Source organism: Streptococcus cameli (assembly GCF_053207365.1).
Genome location: NZ_JBRUIM010000001.1, coordinates 328093 through 348773, shown reverse-complemented (window position 1 = coordinate 348773; position 20681 = coordinate 328093). Strand labels below are relative to the sequence as shown.

The window sequence follows — 20681 nt, the reverse complement described above, 5'->3', positions numbered from 1 at the left end:
TATTCAAGCTCTCGCCTGTATTATACTACTCTTCTGTCTTTTCGACAAACAATTCTGTTTCTTCTTCGACCAATTCCAAATCCGACACATCTGGTAACTCTTCTAAGCTATTGATCCCCATATAGTCCAAGAAATAGTCTGTCGTAACATACAAATTGGGACGGCCGATGACTTCTTTTTTCCCATTTTCACGGATTAAATCAAAGGCTTGAAGCTTACTGATTGCTCCACTGGAATTAACCCCTCGAATGTCATCCACTTCAATCCGGGTAATCGGTTGTTTGTAGGCCACAATGGAGAGGGTTTCCAAAAGAGCACGACTCATCGATTGATTGATTGGGGTACGAGAGTAGGCTCGAAGCAAGTCTGCGTAGGCTTTTTTTGTCACCAATTTGTAACGATTGGAGGTTTCCACCAAATCCAAACCAGACTGGTCATCAGCAGTGTACTTTCCCTTTAGTTTTTCCAATTGTTGTAGTAAGGCGGATGGTTGCAAGCTGGTAATATCGGCTAGTTCTCTGATACTTAGTCCGTCTTCACCTGCTACAAACAATAAGACTTCAATCTCTGCTAAATGCTGCATCGTCTCTCCTTATCAATACGATATCTCCAAAGGTATCTGCCTGCTCCATGGTCAGTTCCTGTACCTTAACAAGTTCCAAGGTCGCTAAAAACATGGTAATCAACTCATTGAGGTCCTGGCTGTTTTTAAAAATAGCCTGTAAGGTCACACGATTTGTTCCAGAAAAATGAGAACGGACCTGGTCCATGACATCTTCAATCCGGTATTCATCTTTTGAAATTGTGGTGTGGGACTGCCGCAATTCAGCCTGTTTTTCGGCCATAACTTTTGAAAAAGCCAAGAACAAATCGATGGTAGTCTTATCTTGGACCAAGGTCACATCTTCATAGACCAATTCCAATTTTGGCTTTGAAAAATAGTTGGCCCGCTCTTCATGCTGCTGACCGAGTTTTTCACTAAGCAGCTTAAATTTACGGTACTCTTCCAATTGTTCCAACAAGAGCAATTCTGGATCTTCTTCCTCAGGTATTTCCTCTACAACCTTTGGCAAGAGTCTCCGGCTCTTGATTAGCATGAGTTGACTGGCCATGAGCATGTATTCCCCCGCCACTTCCAAACGCATGGCTTGCAAGGTTGCCACATAAGCCAAGTACTGCTCAATAACTTCAGTGATCGGCACCTCATAAATATCTACTTGGTACTTTGACACCAAATGGAGGAGCAAATCCAGCGGTCCTTCAAAATCTTTTAATTTTATATCCATTATCTATATTTCTCTAACCCCATCTGTGAAGTTAATCCCAATTGTTTGGCCACTTGATCTAAGGTCTTCCCAGATTCCAATTCCCGCAAGATATACTGATCCCGCAAAAATTGAGCTGTCCACTCTTTTTTTCCAATTGATGCCATGTACTCCGTCAAGCGATTATAAAACCATTGACGCGAATAGGGCTTGCCCTTGTGTTCAAAAAGGTATTGCCCTTCAAGTCTGTCCTCCAAATACGGCAACAACTTATTCGAAATCGGAATAACACGTTTCGCACGTGCAGTTCCTAAGCTCAGTACTTGGAAAGAAAAATCAAACTGATCAACCCGCAAAGAAACCAACTCATTTGGCAACAAGCCCACTTCCAGCATCAGCAAGGCAATCACTTGCCCAATCGGAAATGAACTAGCTTCCCAGAGACAAGACGGATCTTCTAGCTGAGGAAGTTTCTTTTTGACACGGGGCGAGCGTCCCTCAGCCGGCTTAAGCTTATAAAAACGATTCAGTTGATTGGCTTCATACAAAAAATACAAAAATTGATTGATGGTAGACAATTTCCGCCTCTGAGCTGTTGGAGCTAAATCCTGTAAAAAAGCTTGATAAATGGCTAACTTAGATGGAGTGATTTGCTCCTGGCAAATCTCCAAAAATTGTTCCAAATCATACTGATAGGCCTTTTTAGAATTCAGGGCCAGCTGTTTTTCGTCTAAAAACTGGGAAATAAGTTCCTGCATTTACTTGTGTTTCTCCGTAATATCAACAGTATGCACCAGAGCATTGACAGCTTTTAAAATCGATTTCCGTGTGATAATGCCTAAGAAACGACCATCTGCAGCAACAACCGGCAGAAAAGAATCGTCTACCAGCTTACGTAAGACATCGGCTAATTCATAGTCTTCAGGAACCGTAGCGACTTCTTTTTTGGCAATGAGGGAAATATCCTGGTTTAACTCTTCGTCTGTTAACTCATTTTCTGACTGGTATTGGATAATCTCTTTGAGACTAATGGTCCCAACAAAGTGATTGGCTTCGGTCACAACAGGCACACGAGAATAGGACATGTGGCTAAGCAACAACTTAGCATGGTCCATGTTGTGGGTATCTACAATCACTGCTAACTTATCTGCAGGAGTTAAGAAGGTCTCTTCGTTCTCCCAGAAAAAATCTTCTATCTTTCTTGAAATCATCTTGGAAATTCCTCTGTCAGGGGTTCATAAAGCTGGTGGTCCAGCGTGTAATAACGAACCTGATAAGCCTGATCCGTTATGGTGATTAAGGCATACAACTTCTCTTGAATCGGTCCTCTTGGCTGTAAAACAGAACCCGGATTGAGAAAGAGGGTCCGGCCTCTTTTTTCTGCATGTGCTGCATGCAAATGGCCATAAAGACAGATATCCGCCTCTTCTTCCTGAGCCCAGTAATCTAAAATCTGCCAAGTATAATTGATGCGGTATAAATGCCCGTGCGTCTGAGCAATTCGAACATCTCCAACAAGAGTGACCAGCTTATCTGGGTAGCCTCCATAGTAATCGCAGTTGCCATTGACCACGTGGATTCCTTGCCAAATGGGGTCATCTGCTGGCAGTTCCGAATCACCATTATGGAATAGGGCATCAACCTTGCCAAGGTAGTGGTGTTTAATGTCTTCCACGACGGAACGATTGCCATGGGAATCGCTCATGACTAGGATGGTTTTGCGACTTGCTTCTGCCATACTGGAAAAGCCTCCATTAATTTTTTCAATGCTAGGGCGCGATGAGAAATCTGATTTTTTTCTTCAAGCGACAATTCTGCTGCGGTTTGAGCCGTTTCGCCAACTAGGAAAAGCGGGTCATAGCCAAATCCATGTTCACCTTTTGCTTCTAACCCAATATAGCCTTCCCAGTCTGCTTCCACCACTAGACTTTCCGTCTCTGGTGCTGCAACGACTAAGGTGCAATGAAATTGAGCAGAGCGTTTTTTGGGGTCGAAAACCATGGTTAATTCATGTAAGAGCTTGGCATTATTGGATGCATCTGTCGCATCTGGACCTGAAAAACGAGCGGACCAGACACCAGGCAGACCGCCCAGTACATCCACCTTCAAACCAGAATCATCTGCTAGAACCATTTTACCAGTCAAATTGGCAATGGTTTCTGCCTTAAGACGGGCATTTTCTTCAAAAGTGACACCCGTTTCAGCTACATCTGGCAAATCAGGGTATTGATTCAGATTTTCAACCTTATACCCCAAGGGCTCAAAGAAGGCCCGAAACTCTTTGGTTTTGCCTTCATTTTTGGTGGCAATCAAAATGCTGTCGCCAAAGTCAGCCACGTTGATCCCGCCAAAAGCTGCTAGTGGCAGTCCGCCTTCTGGCAGATGCGCATAGAGAAGTTTTTCATCTTCCACCAATACAGTAGCTCCCTGATGTTGCACCACTCGAACAGAACGGTTATGCTCTTGATTAAACATATCGACTATAAAGCCTAGCAAGCGAGTCGGGGAACTGTAATCAATAACGATAACATCAAAGCCGTTTTCTGCTTCCCAGATGGCATCTCCCTTGCTTGGAACGAGCGTTTCTAAAATCGCATCAAAGGGAGACAAGTCAGCTCGGTCTACTCCCCAACCCATGATCATATTATGGCCATTCATTTTTCCAATGTACCAATCGTTTTGATCTCTGTATTCATAGCGTTTTTCTGTCATAAGGTTACATGCTCCACTTTCAAATTCATGCCCAACCAGTCTTCTGCAATTTCACGAAAGGCTACCGGACTAGCTGTTGTGTAAAAGCGATGGTCTAACGCCTCGCTTGTTCGCTCATGGTTGATCTCAAAATAATTTAAGAGAACGGATATATCACGCGCACATTCTGCCCCAGAATCAATCAATTTGACCTCCTTGCCCATAACATTTTGGATAATGGGACGCAACAAGGGATAGTGGGTACAACCAAGTACCACCGTATCCACTTTACCAGCCATGTCCCGAAGGGTTTCATAAACCACTTTTTTGGCCAAACTGGACTGGTAATTATTGGATTCAACCAGTGGAACAAACTTGGGGCAGGCTAAATTTTCTACCTGGCTTTCCGGAGAAAGAGCTTGGATTTTTTGGCGGTAAATATCCGATTCAATCGTCATTGGTGTCCCTAAAACACCAATCTTACCTGATTGGGTGGCCTTGATGGCTGCTGATGCCCCTGGCAAAATAACCCCCAAAACAGGAATATCCAAGGCTTCTTTGACTTCCTCCCAAGCAACAGCTGTCGCTGTATTGCAGGCAAAGACAATCATTTTGACATTTTTGGTCAAGAGAAAATTCACCAGTTCCCAGGTAAATTCCCTGATCTGTTCAGCTGATCGTGGCCCGTATGGAGCACGTGCTGAATCTCCAATATACACAATTTCTTCATGAGGAAGCTGGCGCATGAGCTCTCTTACAACGGTAAGGCCTCCTACACCCGAATCCAAAAAACCAATTGGTCGATTATCCATCTTACTTTCCTTTGTCAGAGCCATTTGGCAGGATGAGCTTTGGCTCGAAAAAAGGACTTGGGATTGCATCCCAGTCCCATTTTATACTTATTTCTTTTTAGCAGCTTGTTTTTGCTGAGCTTTGATTTGACGGTAAGCCTGTTGGACTTTTGCTTCGCTTGGTTTTTGACCCATTTGGGTCATCATCACGCGCAAGGCATTCTCGTCAAGGACTGGTTTGTCCGCAATCATCTTTTCTACTTGTTTGCGTGCGATAAACATGCCTAATGCGACGCCTCCAAGCAAAGCTACGATGACTAACAAAACAATTAAAGTTGTATTCATTCTAGTTCAATCTCCTTTGAATTTTTCATTTCATTATACCAAAATCTGGACAGATTTACAATGGCTAGTAGTTGTTTTGAGACGCTTTCTAGAAATCAAATCCCTGAATAGTCGCAAAGTAATCTTCTGGGGTTTCCGCACGGCGAATGAGACGTGGGGTCCCATCTTCTTGTAAGAGAATTTCCGCTGAACGCAATCGGCCATTGTACTGGTAGCCCATGGAGAAGCCGTGGGCACCCGTATCATGGATGACAAGAGTATCGCCTACTTCTGCTTTTGGCAACTCACGGTGGACTGCAAATTTATCATTGTTTTCACACAAGGATCCTGTCACGTCAACGATTTCGGTCTCTGCATCTGGTCGTGTGCTATTGGTAATATGGTGGTAGGCCCCATAAAAGGCTGGGCGCATAAGGTTTGCTGCAGAAGCATCTACCCCAATGTAGGTTCGGTAGGTTTCCTTACGGTGCAAGACCTTGGTGACCAAAATCCCATGTGGGGCCAACATAAAGCGACCCAATTCGGTATAGATTTTCACATCACCCATGCCAGCAGGAGTTAAAATTTCCTCGTAGACCTTGCGGACCCCTTCACCAATCACTGCAATATCATTGGCCTCTTCTTCTGGACGGTAATTGACGCCAATTCCACCTGAGAGGTTGATAAAGTCCAAGGTGACTCCTGTTACTTCACGAATCTCCAGCGCCAATTCAAAGAGTTGGCGGGCCAACTCTGGATAATAGTCATTGGTCACCGTATTGGAGGCTAAAAAAGCATGCAGACCAAAGGTCTTGACCCCTGCTTCCTTCAACTCTTGGTAACCCTTGAGCAGTTGCTCCTTGGTCATTCCGAATTTGGAATCCTGAGGATGGTCCATGATATCTGTTCCCAAGGCAAAGACCCCACCTGGATTGTAGCGCAAGCAGACTGTATCTGGAAGCCCCGCTGTTTCTTTAAGAAAGGCAATGTGCTCATAGGCGTCCAAATTGATAATAGCCCCTGCTTCGCGTGCATAGACGAATTCTTCTGCCTGGGTATCATTCGAGGTAAACATGATGTCGTCAAAGCCCATCTTAACACCCATCATGACCTCAACATTAGTAGCACAATCCACACCACAATTTTCTTCTTGGAGAATTTTCAAAATGGCAGGAGTTGGGGTGGCCTTAACGGCAAAATATTCCTTAAAACCCTTGTTCCAAGAAAAAGCCTTGTTTAAAGCTCGTGCTTTCTCCCGAATGCCTTTTTCATCATACAAATGAAAGGGAGTTGGAAATTGGTCTGTAATCACATCTAGGGCTGTACCCGAAATAAAAGGAGTCTTGCTCATCTCTCTACCTCATCAAGTCATAAAATTTTTTTCTATTATACCACAATCCCATGGGAAAGGTTGGGGAAGCGACTATTTTCAAAAAGAAGGGGTAAAACTTGATTTATAGTCTGAAAGTTTTATAATAGAATTATCAAAAAAATTAGGAGTGCTTTATGGAAAAATTAACTGAACCTTTTACAGAGAAATTATTTGCCGATTACCTAGCCAATACCAAGTACCAGGCTATCGAAAATGCGGTGACCAACAATGGCTTACTCAAATCGCTCGAAACACGAAAAAGTCAAATTGACAATGACTTTACTTTTTCCATTGATTTGACCAAGGACGCCGTATCCAATCAAAAAGCTTCGGGTCGGTGTTGGATGTTTGCGGCCCTCAACACCTTTCGCCACAAATTGATTTCCGAATTCAAGTTGGAAAACTTTGAATTATCGCAAGCCCATACCTTTTTCTGGGACAAATACGAAAAATCCAACTGGTTTTTAGAGCAAGTCATTGCGACTGCAGACCAAGAATTAACCAGTCGTAAGGTCAAGTTCCTCTTGGATGTTCCTCAACAAGATGGTGGGCAATGGGATATGGTCGTGGCTCTCTTTGAAAAATACGGTGTCGTCCCAAAATCGGTTTACCCAGAATCCATTTCTTCCAGTGCCAGCCGTGAGTTGAATACCTACCTCAATAAATTATTGCGCCAAGATGCCCAAATTCTACGCGAAGCCCTTGCAAAAGGCGAGGATAATATTCAAGCAGTCAAAGAAGAGATGCTCCAAGAAATTTTTAATTTCCTAGCCATGAACTTGGGATTACCCCCTCGTAGCTTTGATTTTGCCTTCAGAGACAAGGACAACAATTTCCAAACAGAAACAGATATCACACCACAGGCCTTTTATGAAAAATACGTTGGCCTAGAACTATCGGATTACGTTTCTGTTATCAATGCCCCAACCGCTGACAAGCCTTACGGAAAATCCTATACCGTTGAGATGCTGGGCAATGTTGTCGGAGGACAGGATGTTCGCTACATCAACTTAGACATGGATCGTTTCAAAGAATTGGCCGTGGCCCAGCTTCAAGCCGGTGAAAGCATTTGGTTTGGTTGTGATGTTGGTCAATTATCTGACCGCCAAAAAGGCATCATGGCCATGGATGCCTATGACTTTACTGCTAGCATGGACCTTGCCTTTTCCCAAGACAAGGCCGGACGCTTGGATTACAGCGAAAGCCTCATGACCCACGCCATGGTCTTGACTGGAGTCGACTTAGATGAATCTGGCAAACCAACCAAGTGGAAGGTCGAAAATTCTTGGGGTGATAAGGTCGGTGAAAAAGGCTATTTTGTCGCTTCCGATGCTTGGATGGATGAGTTCACCTACCAAATCGTTGTTCGCAAGGAATTCTTAACACCTGAAGAATTGGCAGCCTACGAGGCAGAACCTACTGTCCTAGCACCTTGGGATCCAATGGGAGCCCTGGCTTCTCACTAATCAAAACCCAACAGCTTGGACAAGGTTCAAGCTGTTTTTTTCAAAAATAAAAGATGGAGCTTTTTGAAAACAAAAAAAGACCCTCTCGGATCTTTTTGCTTAGTCGCGTCTTCCCAATAAACGAAGGATATTGAGGAAGAGATTGATAAAGTCAAGATAGAGTTGAAGCGCCATGGAAACAGCCCAACCTTGGTTGACATTGCCGTTTGTCTCTTCAAAGACATAGCGAATGCGTTGGTTGTCATAGGCAATCAATCCGGAAAAGATGACCACGGAGATAATCGAGATAATCAAGCTCATGGTAGAACTTTGAAGGAAAATATTGATAGCTCCCGCAATGATAACCCCAATCAAACCAGCAAGAAAGGCTTGCCCCATACCAGAAAGATTTTTCTTGGTTGTCATACCGATAACAGCCATCACTCCAAACATCAAGACTGTTGAGAGAAAGGCTAAGAAGACGGTCTCCCCTGTATAAGCCAATAGGATAAAGCTCATGGTAAATCCATTCAAGGCTGAGTAGAGCAAGAAAAGTGGCAAAGCCATTGGACTATTTTTAGCTGCTGCACCTGATGCAACGAAGACCAGGGCAATTTCACCCAGCAAGAAGCCCCAAAGCAAGAAGCTACTACCAGTCAAGACTGCATAAGTCATCGACCAAAAAGTTGTTAGGGATAAGAAAGCGACCAAGGCTGAAATGGCTAAGCCCAAGGCCACAAAGCCGTAAATTTTACCGTAAAAACGGTTTAAAGCTGTATTATCAGACTGCGCCTGATGAACGATAAATGGATTGTCTTTCATATTAAATCTCCTCATAATTATGGTAGTTTCAAGCGGAGAATCTTGCGGTTTTTCCACTTGTGCTGCATAGGAAGGGTTGCTTCGCGTACAGCCCAGTACTTGTCCACACAGGTTACGATCCAAGATTCCTTGTAGCGTGGTGGTGCTATGGTTGCACCAAACATGTGTTTGACAATGATGTCTTCTTCAATCTTGTTAAGAGTTGTTAATTTTTTAGCATTTCTCACCGCAATACGTGGATGAGTCCAAGCATGGCTCTTCTTGAACTTGGTGGTTCGCCAGTCATAGAAGAACAAATCATGCATGAGCGCCCCACGGGCAGTTGATTTTGCATCCCAACCAAACCTCTTCGCCAATTTATAACTAGTATAGGAAACATTGATCGAATGTTCTAATCTTGTCGAGTGGTAGTGGTGGGTAATACCTGCTAATTTTTGAACAGATGGCGTGTCAATCAAATGACCAACATGTTCCATAAATTCAATATCTTTTTGATAGGGGGTCATGGTATACACCTCATTCCTTAGTATTTATTATACCATATTTTACTCAGCTTTTCTTAAACAAAACTGAACATGAGAATACCTGCTGCCACGGCAACATTTAAACTCTCTGCTTGACCTGGCATAGAAATATGTACCAATTCATCAGCTACTTGAACAATCCTATCTGAAATTCCCTGTCCTTCATTTCCCATGACCAAAGCCAGAGACAACTTGTTTCCCAATTTCTTATAATCAATCGAATCCGATGATAAGGTCGTTGCAAAAATCGGAATCTCTGCCTTTTTCAGATGGGCAATAATGTCTTCTATCGGCAAGCGATAGATTGGCAGATGAAAATGACTCCCCTGCATCGAACGTAAGACCTTGCTATTATACACATCTGCTGATTGATTGGTCAAAAAGACTGCATCAAAACCAGCCGCATCAGCCGTCCGAATCATAGTTCCGACATTTCCGGGGTCTTGGACGTCTTCTAAGACCAGATACTTCCCAGATGTTATGTCTAACAGTTCTTGTTGGGGCATGGCAATCTGAGCCACCACTCCTTGTGGCGCCTTGCTCTCTGATAATTCCGCTAAAATAGTTGCACTAACAACTGTTACCTTGTCAGTATGCGCAATCCGAGTAGCCTCTTCTTCTGAAACAAAGATTCGCTCAATGGTTGCCTGAAAAGACTGAGCTTCTTCTAATAAATGCCAGCCCTCAATTAAGTAAGAATCCTTACGGTATTTTTTTTGGTGTAATTTCTTGGCTTGTTTGATGAGTTGATTGTTTTTGGATCGGATAACTTCCATACTTTTCCTCTTTTTCATTCTCTGTCAACCATGATATAATAAAGTAAATCACTTGTCAAAAAGGAGCCGTTCAAATGAAAAAGGTAAAAATGATTGCTTCTGGCCGAGTGCAAGGCGTTGGCTTTCGCTGGAGTGTTCAATTTTTAGCCACTGAAATCGGAGAGATTTTTGGCCGGGTTTGGAACAACGAAGATGGGACTGTCACCATCCTAGCCCAATCCAGTCATCCTGAAAAACTCAGTCAGTTTATTCACCAAATTCGAAAAGGCCCCTCTCGCTTCTCCAAAGTCACTTATCTTGACGTGACGCTGGCGCAGTTCCAGGATTTCTCAGATTTCAAAGTAAAACACGAGGTCTGACTTGTATATTTTGCTAAAAACAAGTAAAATAGAACTTATCATGAAAAAAGGAATTGCAAACGTGAAAAAAAATAATCGCTTCGTCTTATCGAGTATCTTACTCAGTACTTTATTGTTCCTATCAGGATGTGTCCAACAAAAAAATGGCGTACCAACAGGTGAAGGCTGGGTATACAATCTCTTGGTAAAACCGATGGGGCAGGTCATTACCTACTTTGCTGAAAACCAAGGGCTCGGCTTTGGTGTTGCCATTATCATCGTAACCTTAATGGTTCGTTTTCTGATTTTACCGCTTGGCATTTACCAATCTTGGAAAGCGACTTATCAATCTGAGAAAATGCGCTATTTGAAACCGATTTTGGATCCTATCCAAGAACGGATGCGTAACGCCTCTACCCAAGAAGAACAAATAGCTGCTCAACAAGAATTAATGGCTACTCAAAAAGAGTATGGCGTCAGCCTATTAGGTGGGATGGGATGCTTGCCTCTCCTTATTCAAATGCCATTCTTTACAGCCTTGTTCTACGCAGCCCGCTTCACAGACGGAATTGCGGATGCCACTTTCTTTGGTATTAACCTTGGGGAACGCAGCATGGTACTCATAGTGATTGCTGGTGTACTCTATCTAGCCCAATCACTCTTTATGCAGGTTGGCATGGAAGAAGAACAGAGAAAACAAATGCGTTCCATGATGTTCTTAAATCCAGCCATGATTATGTATTTCTCATGGAATTCTCCAGCCGGCGTAACCCTCTACTGGGTTGTCGGTGGACTCTTTGGTATCATCCAACAAGCCATTACAACTTTCTTGGTTAAACCTCGCATTCGCAAACAAATTCAAGAGGAATTTGAAAAAAATCCACCAAAAGCTCCAGTCGTTCGTGCAAAAGATGTCACCCCAAAACCAGTTTCTGCCATTGAAACAACACCTAAAAAAACAAACCGTAACGCCGGCAAACAACGAACAAGAAAATAAATAAAAATGACGTGGCTCAGTAATGCTAAAACATCTAATGATCTATGCAGTGGCAATATTAACACTGTCAAAGTCAGTGAGTGTTACTCAAACCACTGCGTCTTATTTAACTCATAACCAATTATTTGAAGGCTGGGATTTTTGTCCCAGCCTCTTTTTGTCTAATCACATACAAAAAAAGAAGCCAATGGCTTCTTTTGGGTATTATTTAGTATAGAAAGCTACACCTTCGTATCTCCAACCATGTTTTGCAGCTAAGATATCTTTTTCATTTTTATTAGCTGTGTAAAGATGGGTTTGGAAAATTGGATGGTAGAGACGGTAAACTGGTTTTGTTCCACCTGAATACCAAGCTACACCCTCATATCTCCAACCATGTTTTGCAACCAAGATATCTCTCTCACCTTGACTTGTGGTGTAAAAATGTTTTGAAAGTGCGCGATTGTATAGGCGATAAACTGGTTTTCCAGAAGTTACCGTTCTGAAGCTTACCCCTTCAAATCTCCAGCCATGTTTCTGTAACGCATTTGCTTCATTAAGACTTTGTGTATACAGGTGGCGACGAAGATTTGGGTTATATAAACGATAGGTAGTACCTGATTTTGTCTCACGATAGGCAGTTACATTGACATTAGTTGCTTTGTTCTTCTTCGCAATATCAATCATCTGCAGGGCTAAGCCATCAATTCGACGTCCCCAGTTTTTGTCTCCATAAGGACGTACCAAACCATAACGACCAGCTGAGTGAACGCCGACAACTTGGTTTTTTGCATTAAGAATCGGAGACCCACTGTTTCCACCTTCTGTGTCGACAGTATGGCTAATTTGCTTACTAGAAATACCATCTGCTTTACCAAAAGAAGTATGCATGTAACGAGCTTTAGAAGATGTGTAAGCTGGATAGCCTGGAACCTGAAGACGTTCATTACGACTCACTGTTTTTGAAATAGGTAAGTAACCCACTGATGATGGAACATTTTTCGTTAATTTGATAACCGCAATATCGTAATTACTTGGTACAACATTGCCTTCTGTTGTGTATGTACGCAGAACATAGTAGTTCGCTGCTTCAAACTTACCATATGGTGTTTCTCCACCATTTCGAGCAGGGGCAGCAGTCACGGATTTTGCCCATTTTTTTGTACGTTGGTTATAGACATTATGTGCTACTGTTAGAATCAGATTAGGTGCAATCATAACACCAGAACCTACGTATGTCCCATCATCGTATTCCATTTCCAAATGCACTACTGTACGGTAAGGAAAGGCTTTGGTATTTTTAACACGGTATTGATCATCCTTGCCGATAATGGCTTCCAAGGTTGCGTTTTCAGATGATAAATCAGGTGCTGTCTTTTCGCTTGGCTCAGTAGAAGATGAACTACTTGGTTCATCGCTGGATGAACTGCTTGGTTCAACGCTAGAGGAACTACTTGGTTCAACGCTGGATGAACTGCTTGGTTCAACGCTGGATGAACTGCTTGGTTCAACGCTAGATGAGCTACTTGGTTCATCGCTGGATGAACTGCTTGGTTCAACACTAGAGGTGCTGCTCGGCTCAACACTGGATGAACTACTTGAGCTAACTGCTACTGATGAGCTAGTTGAAGATGTGCTCTCTGCTAATGTTGCGACTGGTAAGGTTGTACCAAGCAAAACACTGAGCAAGAGGACTGAACTAAGTGATTTTCTGTGTTTCATATGATTTCCTCCTATTATGAAGTATACTATTTTTCCCCTTAATTGTAAATAATATTTAGAAAAAAAGTAGGTCTCCCTACTTTCTTTCCTTATTTTGTTTTTTCAACTTTTAAAATTTGGATATCATATCCACCAACAGGTGTTTTAACTGTCACAGTGTCACCTGTTTTTTTACCAATCAGGGCTTGTCCGATAGGACTTTCATTTGACACCTTATTTGAAAAGGCATCTGCACCAGCTGCTCCAACAATGTGGTAGACTTCTGTTTCAGATTCACCAACTTCTTGGACCGTTACAGATTTACCAATTGCAACTTCATCTGCTGCAACGGCATCGCTATTAACAATCTCTGCGTAGCGAATTTTTGTTTCAATACTTGAAATTTGTCCCTCAACAAAAGCTTGTTCATCTTTTGCTGCTTCATATTCACTATTTTCAGAAAGATCGCCGTACGAACGAGCGATTTTAATCCGTTCCACAATCTCAGGACGTCGAACCAATTTTAATTCTTCCAATTCCTGCTCTAATTTTAACTTTTCTTCCATTGTCATTGGATAAGTTTTTTCAGCCATTTATTTCTTTCTCTCTTTTCCTTTTGGTTATCAAAATAAAATTATGTGGTGTTACCCACATAATTTGAATGAGTCTTACTCACTTAATTTACTGTTAACATACTGTTCTACCTTTTGATTGTGTTCTTCTAAGGTCACAGAATAATAGATAGTCCCAGTCGTAACATCTGCCACAAAATAGTAATAATCTGTTTTGTTGGGATTAACGGTTGCTTCAATCGCTGCTAAACTTGGACTAGCGACTGCTCCTGGCATAAGTCCAGTATGAATGTATATATTATAAGGCGAATCGATTCCGGTGTCAATACCCGCATCTTCTGCCAATGTTGTTTTTTCACCTAACTTACCCATTGCATAAAGGATTGCAATATTGGATTGCAATGGCATACCAGTATTGATGCGGTTATAAAAGACACTTGCAATATTGCGTCGGTCCTCATCAGTCGCACCTTCTTTTTCAACAAGCGAAGCCATTGTAAGAAGAGCATTGACATCTAAGCCCTTGTTTGACAAAACACCATAATAGGCTTGTAAATTAGCATCCATGGCTGCAATCATTTTTTCTACCAACTCTTCTACCGTTGTTTTCTCACTGTATTCATAGGTGGCAGGGAATAAGTATCCTTCTAGTTGGTAACGAACACCACTTTCCTTACTTGGCAGGCTCGCAAGTAAATTTGGATACTTTTGTACCATACTCTGAATAAATTCAGGATTTTGAACAGTTTCTAAGAATGCTTCTTTTGTAAATGGAGTTTTATCATCCTTGTCATCAGTATAGACATTATCTGTAACTGCTGACCCCATTTGCTCTAGTGTATAGCCTTCAATGATTAAAACTTTACCTGCAATTGGATCTTGAGGAATTGCTGCACCTGTTTCTTGCAAGGCTTTTGCTATCTCATCTACCGACATGGATTGGTTTAGATTGTAGTAACCACTTTGGAAATTATTGTAACTTTTTAGCTTTGCGTAATAATTGAAAATCGTCGCATTTTTAATTAACTTATTTTCAACCAAGATATTCCCAATATCCTTTGTGGTCGAACCTTCTGGAATCTGAATTTGAATATTTTGGGTCGATTGCTCATTAACAGGCTCCAAGCTAGTTTTTACGTACGTATACCCTGTAAATCCTGTAATCGCAATGGCTAACAGTACAACACTGATGATAATCGTAACAATCCGTTTTACTAAAGCTTCTTGTTTTTTTCTATTTCCACGATCACGAGAATTTCTGCGGCTTCTCGTTGCTGTTTGTTTTTCTGTTTGTTTCTTCGATGGCATCGGTGCAATAATGGTATCTTCTAATTCATCATTTGAAATCGACTCTTCTTCCTGCATCAGAAAATCAAATCGTTCTTCTGTTTGACTTTCTACAAGCGAGTCCATTTCAAGCATACTACCTAATAAAGATTCTGATGGTATCGTCGCTTCGACAGTATTCTCACTGATATGTTCTGATTCAGCCATATCTAGCATACTTTCAGCTTCTTCGGAAGAAAATGATTCAGATTGGATTTCAACCGTATGCTCGATTTCTTCTGTTTCAATTACTGATTTGGCCATCAATTTTTCAATGTGTTCTTTTAGCACACTATCGTCTTTTGAAGTTGGAGTGCTCGTAGCAGTCTCTCCTATTCTTTGGTCACGACCTTCTTCTAATTCTTTTAAAATTTTCTCTCTAAAACTAAGAGGTTGTGTGTCTTTTGATGTTGATTCGTCCACTAAAATGAAACTCCTTTCACACAATTACTTGTTATTATAACTTAAAACGATTATAAAAGCAAGAAATTCCGCATTGCAAAGGGGGTTAGCCCATTTTCTCTGCTTTGTAAAACAAAAACAAAGTGGCCAACATGACCACTTCTACTATTGAACATTTTTTGCAAGGTTAGCTAGCAATTGTTCAAATGAATATTCGTAGGATTGAATGTCTCCTGCTCCCATAAATACATAGACAGCATTACTATGATCCAGTAGCGGAGAAGTGTTTTCAACCGTAATCACACTGCCTTTTTTAGTGATTTTAGCAGCTAGATCTTCTACCTTAACTTCACCTTTATCCACCTCACGGGCAGAGCCGTATATCTGAGCTAGATAAACAGCATCGGCTTGGTTTAAGGCTTGGGCAAACTCGTCTAAGAGAGCGATGGTTCGTGTAAAGGTATGCGGTTGGAAAATCGCTACAATTTCTTTACTTGGGTACTTTTGACGGGCCGCATCAATGGTTGCAATGATTTCCGTTGGATGATGGGCAAAGTCATCAATCACAACTGTCCCATTGATGATTTTCTCGGTAAAGCGACGCTTCACTCCTGCAAAGGTTTTGAGGTGCTCTGCCACCAACTTCAAATCAAATCCTGCAATATAGAGATTCGCAATGACAGCTGTTGCATTCAAGACATTGTGTTTGCCAAAGGTTGGAATTTGGAAATCCCCCAATTCTTTTTCCTTGTAACGCAACTTGAATTGAGACCCTGTCGTTGAACGACGAAGATCATAAGCGACAAAATCGTCGTTTTCTTCAAAACCATAATAGTAGATCGGGGCCGTCGCACGAATCTGACGCAGCTGTTCATCTTCTCCATAGACAAAGAGCCCTTTTTGTACTTGCTTGGCATAGTCATTAAAGGCATTAAAGACATCTTCTAAACTCGTAAAATAATCTGGGTGATCAAAATCAATGTTGGTAATGATGCTATACTCTGGATAATAGGGTTTAAAATGGCGCTCATACTCATCTGATTCAAAGACAAAATATTGGGCATTTTCAGAGCCACGCCCAGTCCCATCTCCAATCAGATAAGAGGTGTCTGTAATATTGTGCATGACATGCGCCAAGAGTCCTGTTGTCGAGGTTTTTCCGTGTGCCCCAGCAACACCAAAGCTCGTAAATTGGCGCATGAAATCACCTAGAAATTCATGGTAGCGTTTATAGGGAATGCCTTGTGCATCTGCGTAAGCAATCTCTACATTGTTATCCGGACGAAAAGCATTTCCGGCAATCAACTCAACATCTGGGCCTATATTTTTTTCATCAAAAGAAAGGATATTAATCCCTGCTTGCTCTAGACCTCGTTGGGTAAAGTAATATTTGTCGACATCACTTCCTTGAACCTGGTGTCCCATTTGATGCAACATCAATGCCAACGCGCTCATACCTGAGCCTTTAATACCGATAAAGTGGTAAGTTTTTGTCATCCTATTCCTCTTCCATATGTGTCAAATTTAGCTCTTGTGCCAATTGACGTTCTTTGTTTCGTTTTCGTTCAGGATAATTATAGACCTGACTCTTCTTCAAAAAATCATAAGAATTTTTCTTTACAACTGATTCTTTTTGGCGTTCTTCTTTTTCCAAAGGATAAGTCACTGGCATATCTGCCAAAATATACTGCTCTTGTCTCAAACGATTGGCCAACTGATGAAGTGGAGAAACTTCTGGTTGCTGCGTCGGTACTGGTTTAGACACCTGGTTTACAGGCTTAGTCATACGACTTTGGATTGGTTTATCGTCTTTCAGATAAGCTGCGGAGCGTTTCTTCTTGAGATCCTCCCTCGCCTTCTCACGTGCTAGCTGTCCTTGCGTTTTTCCTTGATGAGAAGCAGTTTCATTTGAACGGCTAGCTTTTTGTAGTCGGTCTTTCCGTGAAAAGCGACTGGGTTCCGCATGAAACAAGGGTGGCAACAAGTCATTTGGTGTCACCGAAGGTCTAGATTGGTCTGTTTGAGAAGAGGCAGCGACAGGAATGCTTTCATAAACTGCTTTTTCTTGATAAGGCCCCTTGATATTGCTGATTAAATCCGACTCATCATAGAGGTTCATTTGCGGAATGTGCCCTACAATTGGCTCATCATCTCCTACTAATGGAAATCTCGTCTGTTTTTGAATCATACTTATTCCTTTCAAAAGATTATTATAGCATAAATCCGCTATTTGGTCTTCTACTTGATTAGGAAAGCCCTAAAATCTCCTTGATGTCCTCTGCCGTCATGCTGGAACGGCTCTCGTTTCCGTCTAAAACAGTCGTGACCAAATTCTTCTTGGTTTCTTGAAGCGCCTGTATTTTTTCTTCAATGGTGCCTCTAGTAATCAAGCGGTAAAATTCAACTGTTTCTGTCTGCCCCATTCGGTGGGCACGACTGATCGCCTGGGCCTCAACAGCGGGATTCCACCATAAATCAACTAGAATAACCGTATCTGCTCCAGTCAAATTCAATCCAACTCCGCCTGCCTTAAGGGAAATTAGAAAGGCATCCCGACTCCCTGCGTTAAAGGCACGAGTCATTTCTTGTCGTTGGCTAGCGGGAGTTGAACCTGTTAAGGTATAACTTGAAATCGCTAAATCTGCCAACTCTTCTTCGATGATATCCAACATATTGCGAAACTGGGAGAAAATCAGCACACGGCGTCCCCCTTCTTTCAGTTGCACCAGCAGGTCTCTCAAGCTATTAAGCTTCCCACTTTCCCCCTGATAACCATCCATAAACAATTGAGGTGTATCACAAATTTGCCGTAAGCGGGTAATACCAGAAAGAATTTCGATTTTGCGTCGGTTAATTTCTGCTTCACTGGCGCCAGCAATAGCTCCCTGCATCTGTTGCAATTGCGCTAAATAAATGGCTTTTTGCTCATCGGTCAATTCGTTTAGTACATTGATTTCCATCAAATCAGGTAATTCCAACAAGACATCTTCTTTTTTCCGCCTCAATACAAAAGGTTTGATAATACGAGATACTTGCTTGGCCGTCAGTTTGTTAAAAGCTGATTGTTCTGGCAAAAGACCCGGCAACACTATCTGGAAGATAGACCAAATTTCTGACAGATGGTTTTCGATTGGTGTTCCAGAAAGAGCAAAACAATTGCCAACTTCAAAATCACGTAACTGCTGGGCAATCTTGGTTTGGGCATTCTTCATGACTTGGGCTTCGTCCAATATCAGGTAATCATATCTGCCTTTTTTGTAGCTTTCAACATCTTGTCGAAAAGATGTGTAGCTGGTCACTACAACAGTATGTTCCTCTGCTAAGATCGCCTCACGTTCCGTTTTATTTCCATAGACAACAGCTACATCCAAGCGCGGTGCAAAACGATGGAATTCTTCCTCCCAATTGTAAATCAAGCTGGCTGGCGCCAAAATCAGGACACGAGAGGTCTTTTCAATCTTACTTGATAAAAAGGCGATGGTCTGCAAGGTTTTTCCTAAGCCCATATCATCCGCTAAAATGCCACCAAATCCATATTTGTCTAACATTGTCAACCATTTGACACCTAGTTCTTGGTAGTCCCGCAAGGAGGCTTGCAGAGACAAATCGGCTAGTTGTGTTTCTTCAGGATGCGTCAACTCATACGCCATTTCTTGAAAAGCTGCAGAAAGCTGAACAGTATCACTCGTTCCAGCTAAGCTGGCTAATTGATAAGAGGCCAAACTAGATAACTGCAAGCTTCCGTTTACCCCGTACTGTGCTCGCAACGCCAAGAGACTTTTGCTGATTTTTTGAATCCCTTCGTCAAAAACAATGATTTTACCGCTTTTACTGGTAAAGTACTCTTCCTGAGCCAGTAAACTTGCAACAGCTTGTTCAATCTCGTCTTCTTCAATCCCTGAAAAGTCAAAAGAGATATCTAACAGGGAACCCGTACGCTCAATCTGGATGGTGCTGCTTTCCTCCACAATCAAATCGGATAGTTCACCCGATACCTGAACCTGCCCCAAGTAAGACAGATGCTTAATAACTTCCTGATAAGAGGCATACCAAGAATCAAGATTTTCCAAAGAGAGTTGAGCCTGGAAACCTCCTTGAAATCCTAGATCACTAATAGTGGAAAAAATATGTTCCACATGCTGGTAATGTAGTGAAAACGGCAACTGTTCTAACGCTTCTTGACTCCTTATCTCAAACCCATCCAAGCGCAAAATTGTTTGCAACTGTAAGGCAGCCGCTGTCTTTGAAAGTACAAAACTCGGGGTTACATCATAAATCGTGAATTTTTTAGGGGCTTTTACGGGTCCCAATTCCCGCAACTCAAAGAGTGCCAAGGCCAGTTTATCTTGGTCTTGAAGGTCCACTTGAAGACTACGGTAGCCATCTTCTTTCACTGTGATGCTATTAACCCAGGCCAGTAATTTTCCTTGTTTTTCATCTAGAGTATAAATCTGATTTTTTTCCACCAAATAATGGCCATACAAAAGAGAGCGAACGGTTTTTTCCATCATTTTGAGTTCAATTACCTGCTGGTGAACAAAAACTTCGCTTCGCACGATTTCAAGACTGGCATCAAACGGCTGCACATGCAATTCCTGATACGTTTGAAAATCAGATTCAAATTGAAAAGAATAGAGATCTTGCAAGAGCTCCAAACCTTCTTCGAAATAAACCAAGGGAAATCGGAGATTGCGCCCAAAATGAATCAGAATATCTGTGTCTGATACGGACTTGGCAGGTAGCATCCGTCCTAAAAAAAGCAACAAGTCTTGACTGGCTTGGTCAAACTGCCCCAACGAAATCTGCTCATAGTAATTCTTCCCAATTTGGTAATGCCCTCCTTGTTGGACAATCCGCAAAAAAGTGCCAATGTCTCGAATAACATAGCTTCGCTGATCTGGTAGCCGACTAATTTTCAAGGTCCAATCAATTTGTTGTTCAAAAGGACGAAGACTACCTTCTGCTGCAAGGCGGTAGGTGATAGAGCGATTTGCCAAGGGTTGCAATAGTTGGTCTAAAAATACCCCACCTGCATAGGTTTTCAGAGAGCGCACCTCTTCTTCCTTGTCCTTCTTAGAAAGGTCTTCCACTGTTTCCCTACCTGTGGCATCATTTTTTAAATAATACTCCACAGCCGCTAAATGAGGGCAATAGCCTTTTTGAGCAAAACTCGAACAGCTACATTGGATGGTGGACTCGTCAAGGGCATAAGAAAATTCCTCACCTGCTATACGAAATGAGATGTGCCCATTGCCAACATTTTGGACAAGTAACTGCCCGGTTTCATACAATTCAATTCCCTCTTGGCGCACCCGCCCCGGCATCATTCTACTCATGTACTCTCCTTTGATTATCT

At 42.1% G+C, this 20681-nt stretch carries 21 protein-coding genes; 3 read left to right on the top strand and 18 right to left on the bottom strand.

The genetic code is table 11. The features are described 5' to 3' along the window. Positions 1-25: 25 nt before the first annotated feature. The 9 genes from scpB to ACVR1I_RS01740 form a co-directional block, all read right to left on the bottom strand. Positions 26-583 carry an SMC-Scp complex subunit ScpB gene (gene scpB / locus ACVR1I_RS01780; protein WP_447442331.1) on the bottom strand — a complete coding sequence of 186 codons (558 nt, stop codon included), beginning with the start codon at positions 581-583 and terminating at the stop codon, positions 26-28. Continuing rightward, positions 561-1286: a segregation/condensation protein A gene (locus ACVR1I_RS01775; RefSeq protein WP_447442330.1), complete on the bottom strand. Its 726-nt coding sequence runs from the start codon at positions 1284-1286 to the stop codon at positions 561-563. Before ACVR1I_RS01775 ends, scpB begins: the two co-directional genes overlap by 23 nt. Continuing rightward, complete coding sequence (xerD, locus tag ACVR1I_RS01770; RefSeq protein WP_447442329.1) at positions 1286-2023, bottom strand: site-specific tyrosine recombinase XerD; 738 nt, start codon at positions 2021-2023, stop codon at positions 1286-1288. The genes ACVR1I_RS01775 and xerD overlap by 1 nt, the downstream gene beginning before the upstream one ends. Further along, positions 2024-2476, bottom strand: a complete 453-nt coding sequence (gene cbpB, locus ACVR1I_RS01765) for a cyclic-di-AMP-binding protein CbpB (RefSeq protein WP_447442328.1) — start codon at positions 2474-2476, stop codon at positions 2024-2026. It lies immediately after the preceding gene. Then, positions 2473-3003 carry a metallophosphoesterase gene (locus ACVR1I_RS01760; RefSeq protein WP_447442327.1) on the bottom strand — a complete coding sequence of 177 codons (531 nt, stop codon included), beginning with the start codon at positions 3001-3003 and terminating at the stop codon, positions 2473-2475. Before ACVR1I_RS01760 ends, cbpB begins: the two co-directional genes overlap by 4 nt. Further along, the gene (locus ACVR1I_RS01755; protein WP_447442326.1) at positions 2973-3977 is read right to left on the bottom strand and encodes a nucleoside-triphosphate diphosphatase; all 1005 of its coding nucleotides are present in this window, start codon (positions 3975-3977) and stop codon (positions 2973-2975) included. The genes ACVR1I_RS01760 and ACVR1I_RS01755 overlap by 31 nt, the downstream gene beginning before the upstream one ends. Then, positions 3974-4768 (bottom strand): glutamate racemase, encoded by a 795-nt coding sequence (gene racE / locus ACVR1I_RS01750; protein ID WP_447442325.1) that lies wholly within the window; start codon positions 4766-4768, stop codon positions 3974-3976. Before racE ends, ACVR1I_RS01755 begins: the two co-directional genes overlap by 4 nt. A gap of 87 nt (positions 4769-4855) precedes the next feature. After that, positions 4856-5092 (bottom strand): YneF family protein, encoded by a 237-nt coding sequence (locus tag ACVR1I_RS01745; protein WP_447442324.1) that lies wholly within the window; start codon positions 5090-5092, stop codon positions 4856-4858. Positions 5093-5180: 88 nt separating this feature from the next. Beyond that, positions 5181-6422 (bottom strand): diaminopimelate decarboxylase, encoded by a 1242-nt coding sequence (locus ACVR1I_RS01740; RefSeq protein ID WP_447442323.1) that lies wholly within the window; start codon positions 6420-6422, stop codon positions 5181-5183. A gap of 155 nt (positions 6423-6577) precedes the next feature. On the opposite strand from ACVR1I_RS01740, the gene pepC reads away from it, so the two are divergent. Further along, positions 6578-7909 (top strand): aminopeptidase C, encoded by a 1332-nt coding sequence (gene pepC / locus ACVR1I_RS01735; RefSeq protein ID WP_447442322.1) that lies wholly within the window; start codon positions 6578-6580, stop codon positions 7907-7909. Between the two features lie 99 nt (positions 7910-8008). On the opposite strand, the gene ACVR1I_RS01730 is transcribed toward pepC, so the two are convergent. Genes ACVR1I_RS01730 through ACVR1I_RS01720 form a run of 3 tightly spaced genes read right to left on the bottom strand, consistent with a single transcriptional unit; the run spans position 8009 to position 10010 of the window. Next, a complete protein-coding gene (locus tag ACVR1I_RS01730; RefSeq protein WP_447442321.1) occupies positions 8009-8710 on the bottom strand; it encodes a Bax inhibitor-1/YccA family protein in 702 nt (233 codons plus the stop codon). 17 nt (positions 8711-8727) lie between these two features. Next, positions 8728-9216: an HD domain-containing protein gene (locus ACVR1I_RS01725; RefSeq protein WP_447442320.1), complete on the bottom strand. Its 489-nt coding sequence runs from the start codon at positions 9214-9216 to the stop codon at positions 8728-8730. A gap of 53 nt (positions 9217-9269) precedes the next feature. Further along, complete coding sequence (locus ACVR1I_RS01720) at positions 9270-10010, bottom strand: TrmH family RNA methyltransferase (RefSeq protein WP_447442319.1); 741 nt, start codon at positions 10008-10010, stop codon at positions 9270-9272. 74 nt (positions 10011-10084) lie between these two features. Between ACVR1I_RS01720 and ACVR1I_RS01715 the strand changes: the two genes are divergently transcribed. Both ACVR1I_RS01715 and yidC read left to right on the top strand, forming a co-directional pair. Further along, positions 10085-10369 (top strand): acylphosphatase, encoded by a 285-nt coding sequence (locus tag ACVR1I_RS01715; protein ID WP_447442318.1) that lies wholly within the window; start codon positions 10085-10087, stop codon positions 10367-10369. 61 nt (positions 10370-10430) lie between these two features. Next, positions 10431-11345, top strand: coding sequence for a membrane protein insertase YidC (gene yidC / locus ACVR1I_RS01710; protein ID WP_447442993.1), 915 nt, complete (start codon positions 10431-10433; stop codon positions 11343-11345). Positions 11346-11549: 204 nt separating this feature from the next. On the opposite strand, the gene ACVR1I_RS01705 is transcribed toward yidC, so the two are convergent. The 6 genes from ACVR1I_RS01705 to ACVR1I_RS01680 all read right to left on the bottom strand — a co-directional run bounded on the left by ACVR1I_RS01705 (position 11550) and on the right by ACVR1I_RS01680 (position 20661). Continuing rightward, a complete protein-coding gene (locus ACVR1I_RS01705) occupies positions 11550-13046 on the bottom strand; it encodes a trypsin-like serine protease (RefSeq protein WP_447442317.1) in 1497 nt (498 codons plus the stop codon). Positions 13047-13135: 89 nt separating this feature from the next. After that, the gene (gene greA, locus ACVR1I_RS01700; protein ID WP_447442316.1) at positions 13136-13618 is read right to left on the bottom strand and encodes a transcription elongation factor GreA; all 483 of its coding nucleotides are present in this window, start codon (positions 13616-13618) and stop codon (positions 13136-13138) included. 75 nt (positions 13619-13693) lie between these two features. Further along, positions 13694-15187: an endolytic transglycosylase MltG gene (gene mltG / locus ACVR1I_RS01695; protein WP_447442992.1), complete on the bottom strand. Its 1494-nt coding sequence runs from the start codon at positions 15185-15187 to the stop codon at positions 13694-13696. Between the two features lie 303 nt (positions 15188-15490). Next, a complete protein-coding gene (gene murC / locus ACVR1I_RS01690; protein WP_447442315.1) occupies positions 15491-16822 on the bottom strand; it encodes a UDP-N-acetylmuramate--L-alanine ligase in 1332 nt (443 codons plus the stop codon). Position 16823: 1 nt separating this feature from the next. After that, entirely contained in the window at positions 16824-17513 is a 690-nt protein-coding gene (zapJ, locus tag ACVR1I_RS01685; protein WP_447442314.1) for a divisome accessory protein ZapJ, read from the bottom strand. A gap of 58 nt (positions 17514-17571) precedes the next feature. Further along, the gene (locus ACVR1I_RS01680; RefSeq protein WP_447442313.1) at positions 17572-20661 is read right to left on the bottom strand and encodes a pilus expression-regulating Snf2 family helicase; all 3090 of its coding nucleotides are present in this window, start codon (positions 20659-20661) and stop codon (positions 17572-17574) included. Positions 20662-20681 lie beyond the last annotated feature (20 nt).

Excerpts from the sequence above, each read along its gene's own strand:
- cbpB (WP_447442328.1), bottom strand. The coding sequence starts at position 2,476 with ATGATTTCAAGAAAGATAGAAGATTTTTTCTGGGAGAACGAAGAGACC.
- greA (WP_447442316.1), bottom strand. The coding sequence starts at position 13,618 with ATGGCTGAAAAAACTTATCCAATGACAATGGAAGAAAAGTTAAAATTA.
- ACVR1I_RS01705 (WP_447442317.1), bottom strand. The coding sequence starts at position 13,046 with ATGAAACACAGAAAATCACTTAGTTCAGTCCTCTTGCTCAGTGTTTTG.
- scpB (WP_447442331.1), bottom strand. The coding sequence starts at position 583 with ATGCAGCATTTAGCAGAGATTGAAGTCTTATTGTTTGTAGCAGGTGAA.
- xerD (WP_447442329.1), bottom strand. The coding sequence starts at position 2,023 with ATGCAGGAACTTATTTCCCAGTTTTTAGACGAAAAACAGCTGGCCCTG.
- racE (WP_447442325.1), bottom strand. The coding sequence starts at position 4,768 with ATGGATAATCGACCAATTGGTTTTTTGGATTCGGGTGTAGGAGGCCTT.
- ACVR1I_RS01715 (WP_447442318.1), top strand. The coding sequence starts at position 10,085 with ATGAAAAAGGTAAAAATGATTGCTTCTGGCCGAGTGCAAGGCGTTGGC.
- ACVR1I_RS01730 (WP_447442321.1), bottom strand. The coding sequence starts at position 8,710 with ATGAAAGACAATCCATTTATCGTTCATCAGGCGCAGTCTGATAATACA.
- zapJ (WP_447442314.1), bottom strand. The coding sequence starts at position 17,513 with ATGATTCAAAAACAGACGAGATTTCCATTAGTAGGAGATGATGAGCCA.
- ACVR1I_RS01720 (WP_447442319.1), bottom strand. The coding sequence starts at position 10,010 with ATGGAAGTTATCCGATCCAAAAACAATCAACTCATCAAACAAGCCAAG.
- ACVR1I_RS01725 (WP_447442320.1), bottom strand. The coding sequence starts at position 9,216 with ATGACCCCCTATCAAAAAGATATTGAATTTATGGAACATGTTGGTCAT.
- pepC (WP_447442322.1), top strand. The coding sequence starts at position 6,578 with ATGGAAAAATTAACTGAACCTTTTACAGAGAAATTATTTGCCGATTAC.
- mltG (WP_447442992.1), bottom strand. The coding sequence starts at position 15,187 with ATGGCCAAATCAGTAATTGAAACAGAAGAAATCGAGCATACGGTTGAA.
- ACVR1I_RS01775 (WP_447442330.1), bottom strand. The coding sequence starts at position 1,286 with ATGGATATAAAATTAAAAGATTTTGAAGGACCGCTGGATTTGCTCCTC.
- ACVR1I_RS01680 (WP_447442313.1), bottom strand. The coding sequence starts at position 20,661 with ATGAGTAGAATGATGCCGGGGCGGGTGCGCCAAGAGGGAATTGAATTG.
- ACVR1I_RS01755 (WP_447442326.1), bottom strand. The coding sequence starts at position 3,977 with ATGACAGAAAAACGCTATGAATACAGAGATCAAAACGATTGGTACATT.
- ACVR1I_RS01745 (WP_447442324.1), bottom strand. The coding sequence starts at position 5,092 with ATGAATACAACTTTAATTGTTTTGTTAGTCATCGTAGCTTTGCTTGGA.
- murC (WP_447442315.1), bottom strand. The coding sequence starts at position 16,822 with ATGACAAAAACTTACCACTTTATCGGTATTAAAGGCTCAGGTATGAGC.
- ACVR1I_RS01760 (WP_447442327.1), bottom strand. The coding sequence starts at position 3,003 with ATGGCAGAAGCAAGTCGCAAAACCATCCTAGTCATGAGCGATTCCCAT.
- ACVR1I_RS01740 (WP_447442323.1), bottom strand. The coding sequence starts at position 6,422 with ATGAGCAAGACTCCTTTTATTTCGGGTACAGCCCTAGATGTGATTACA.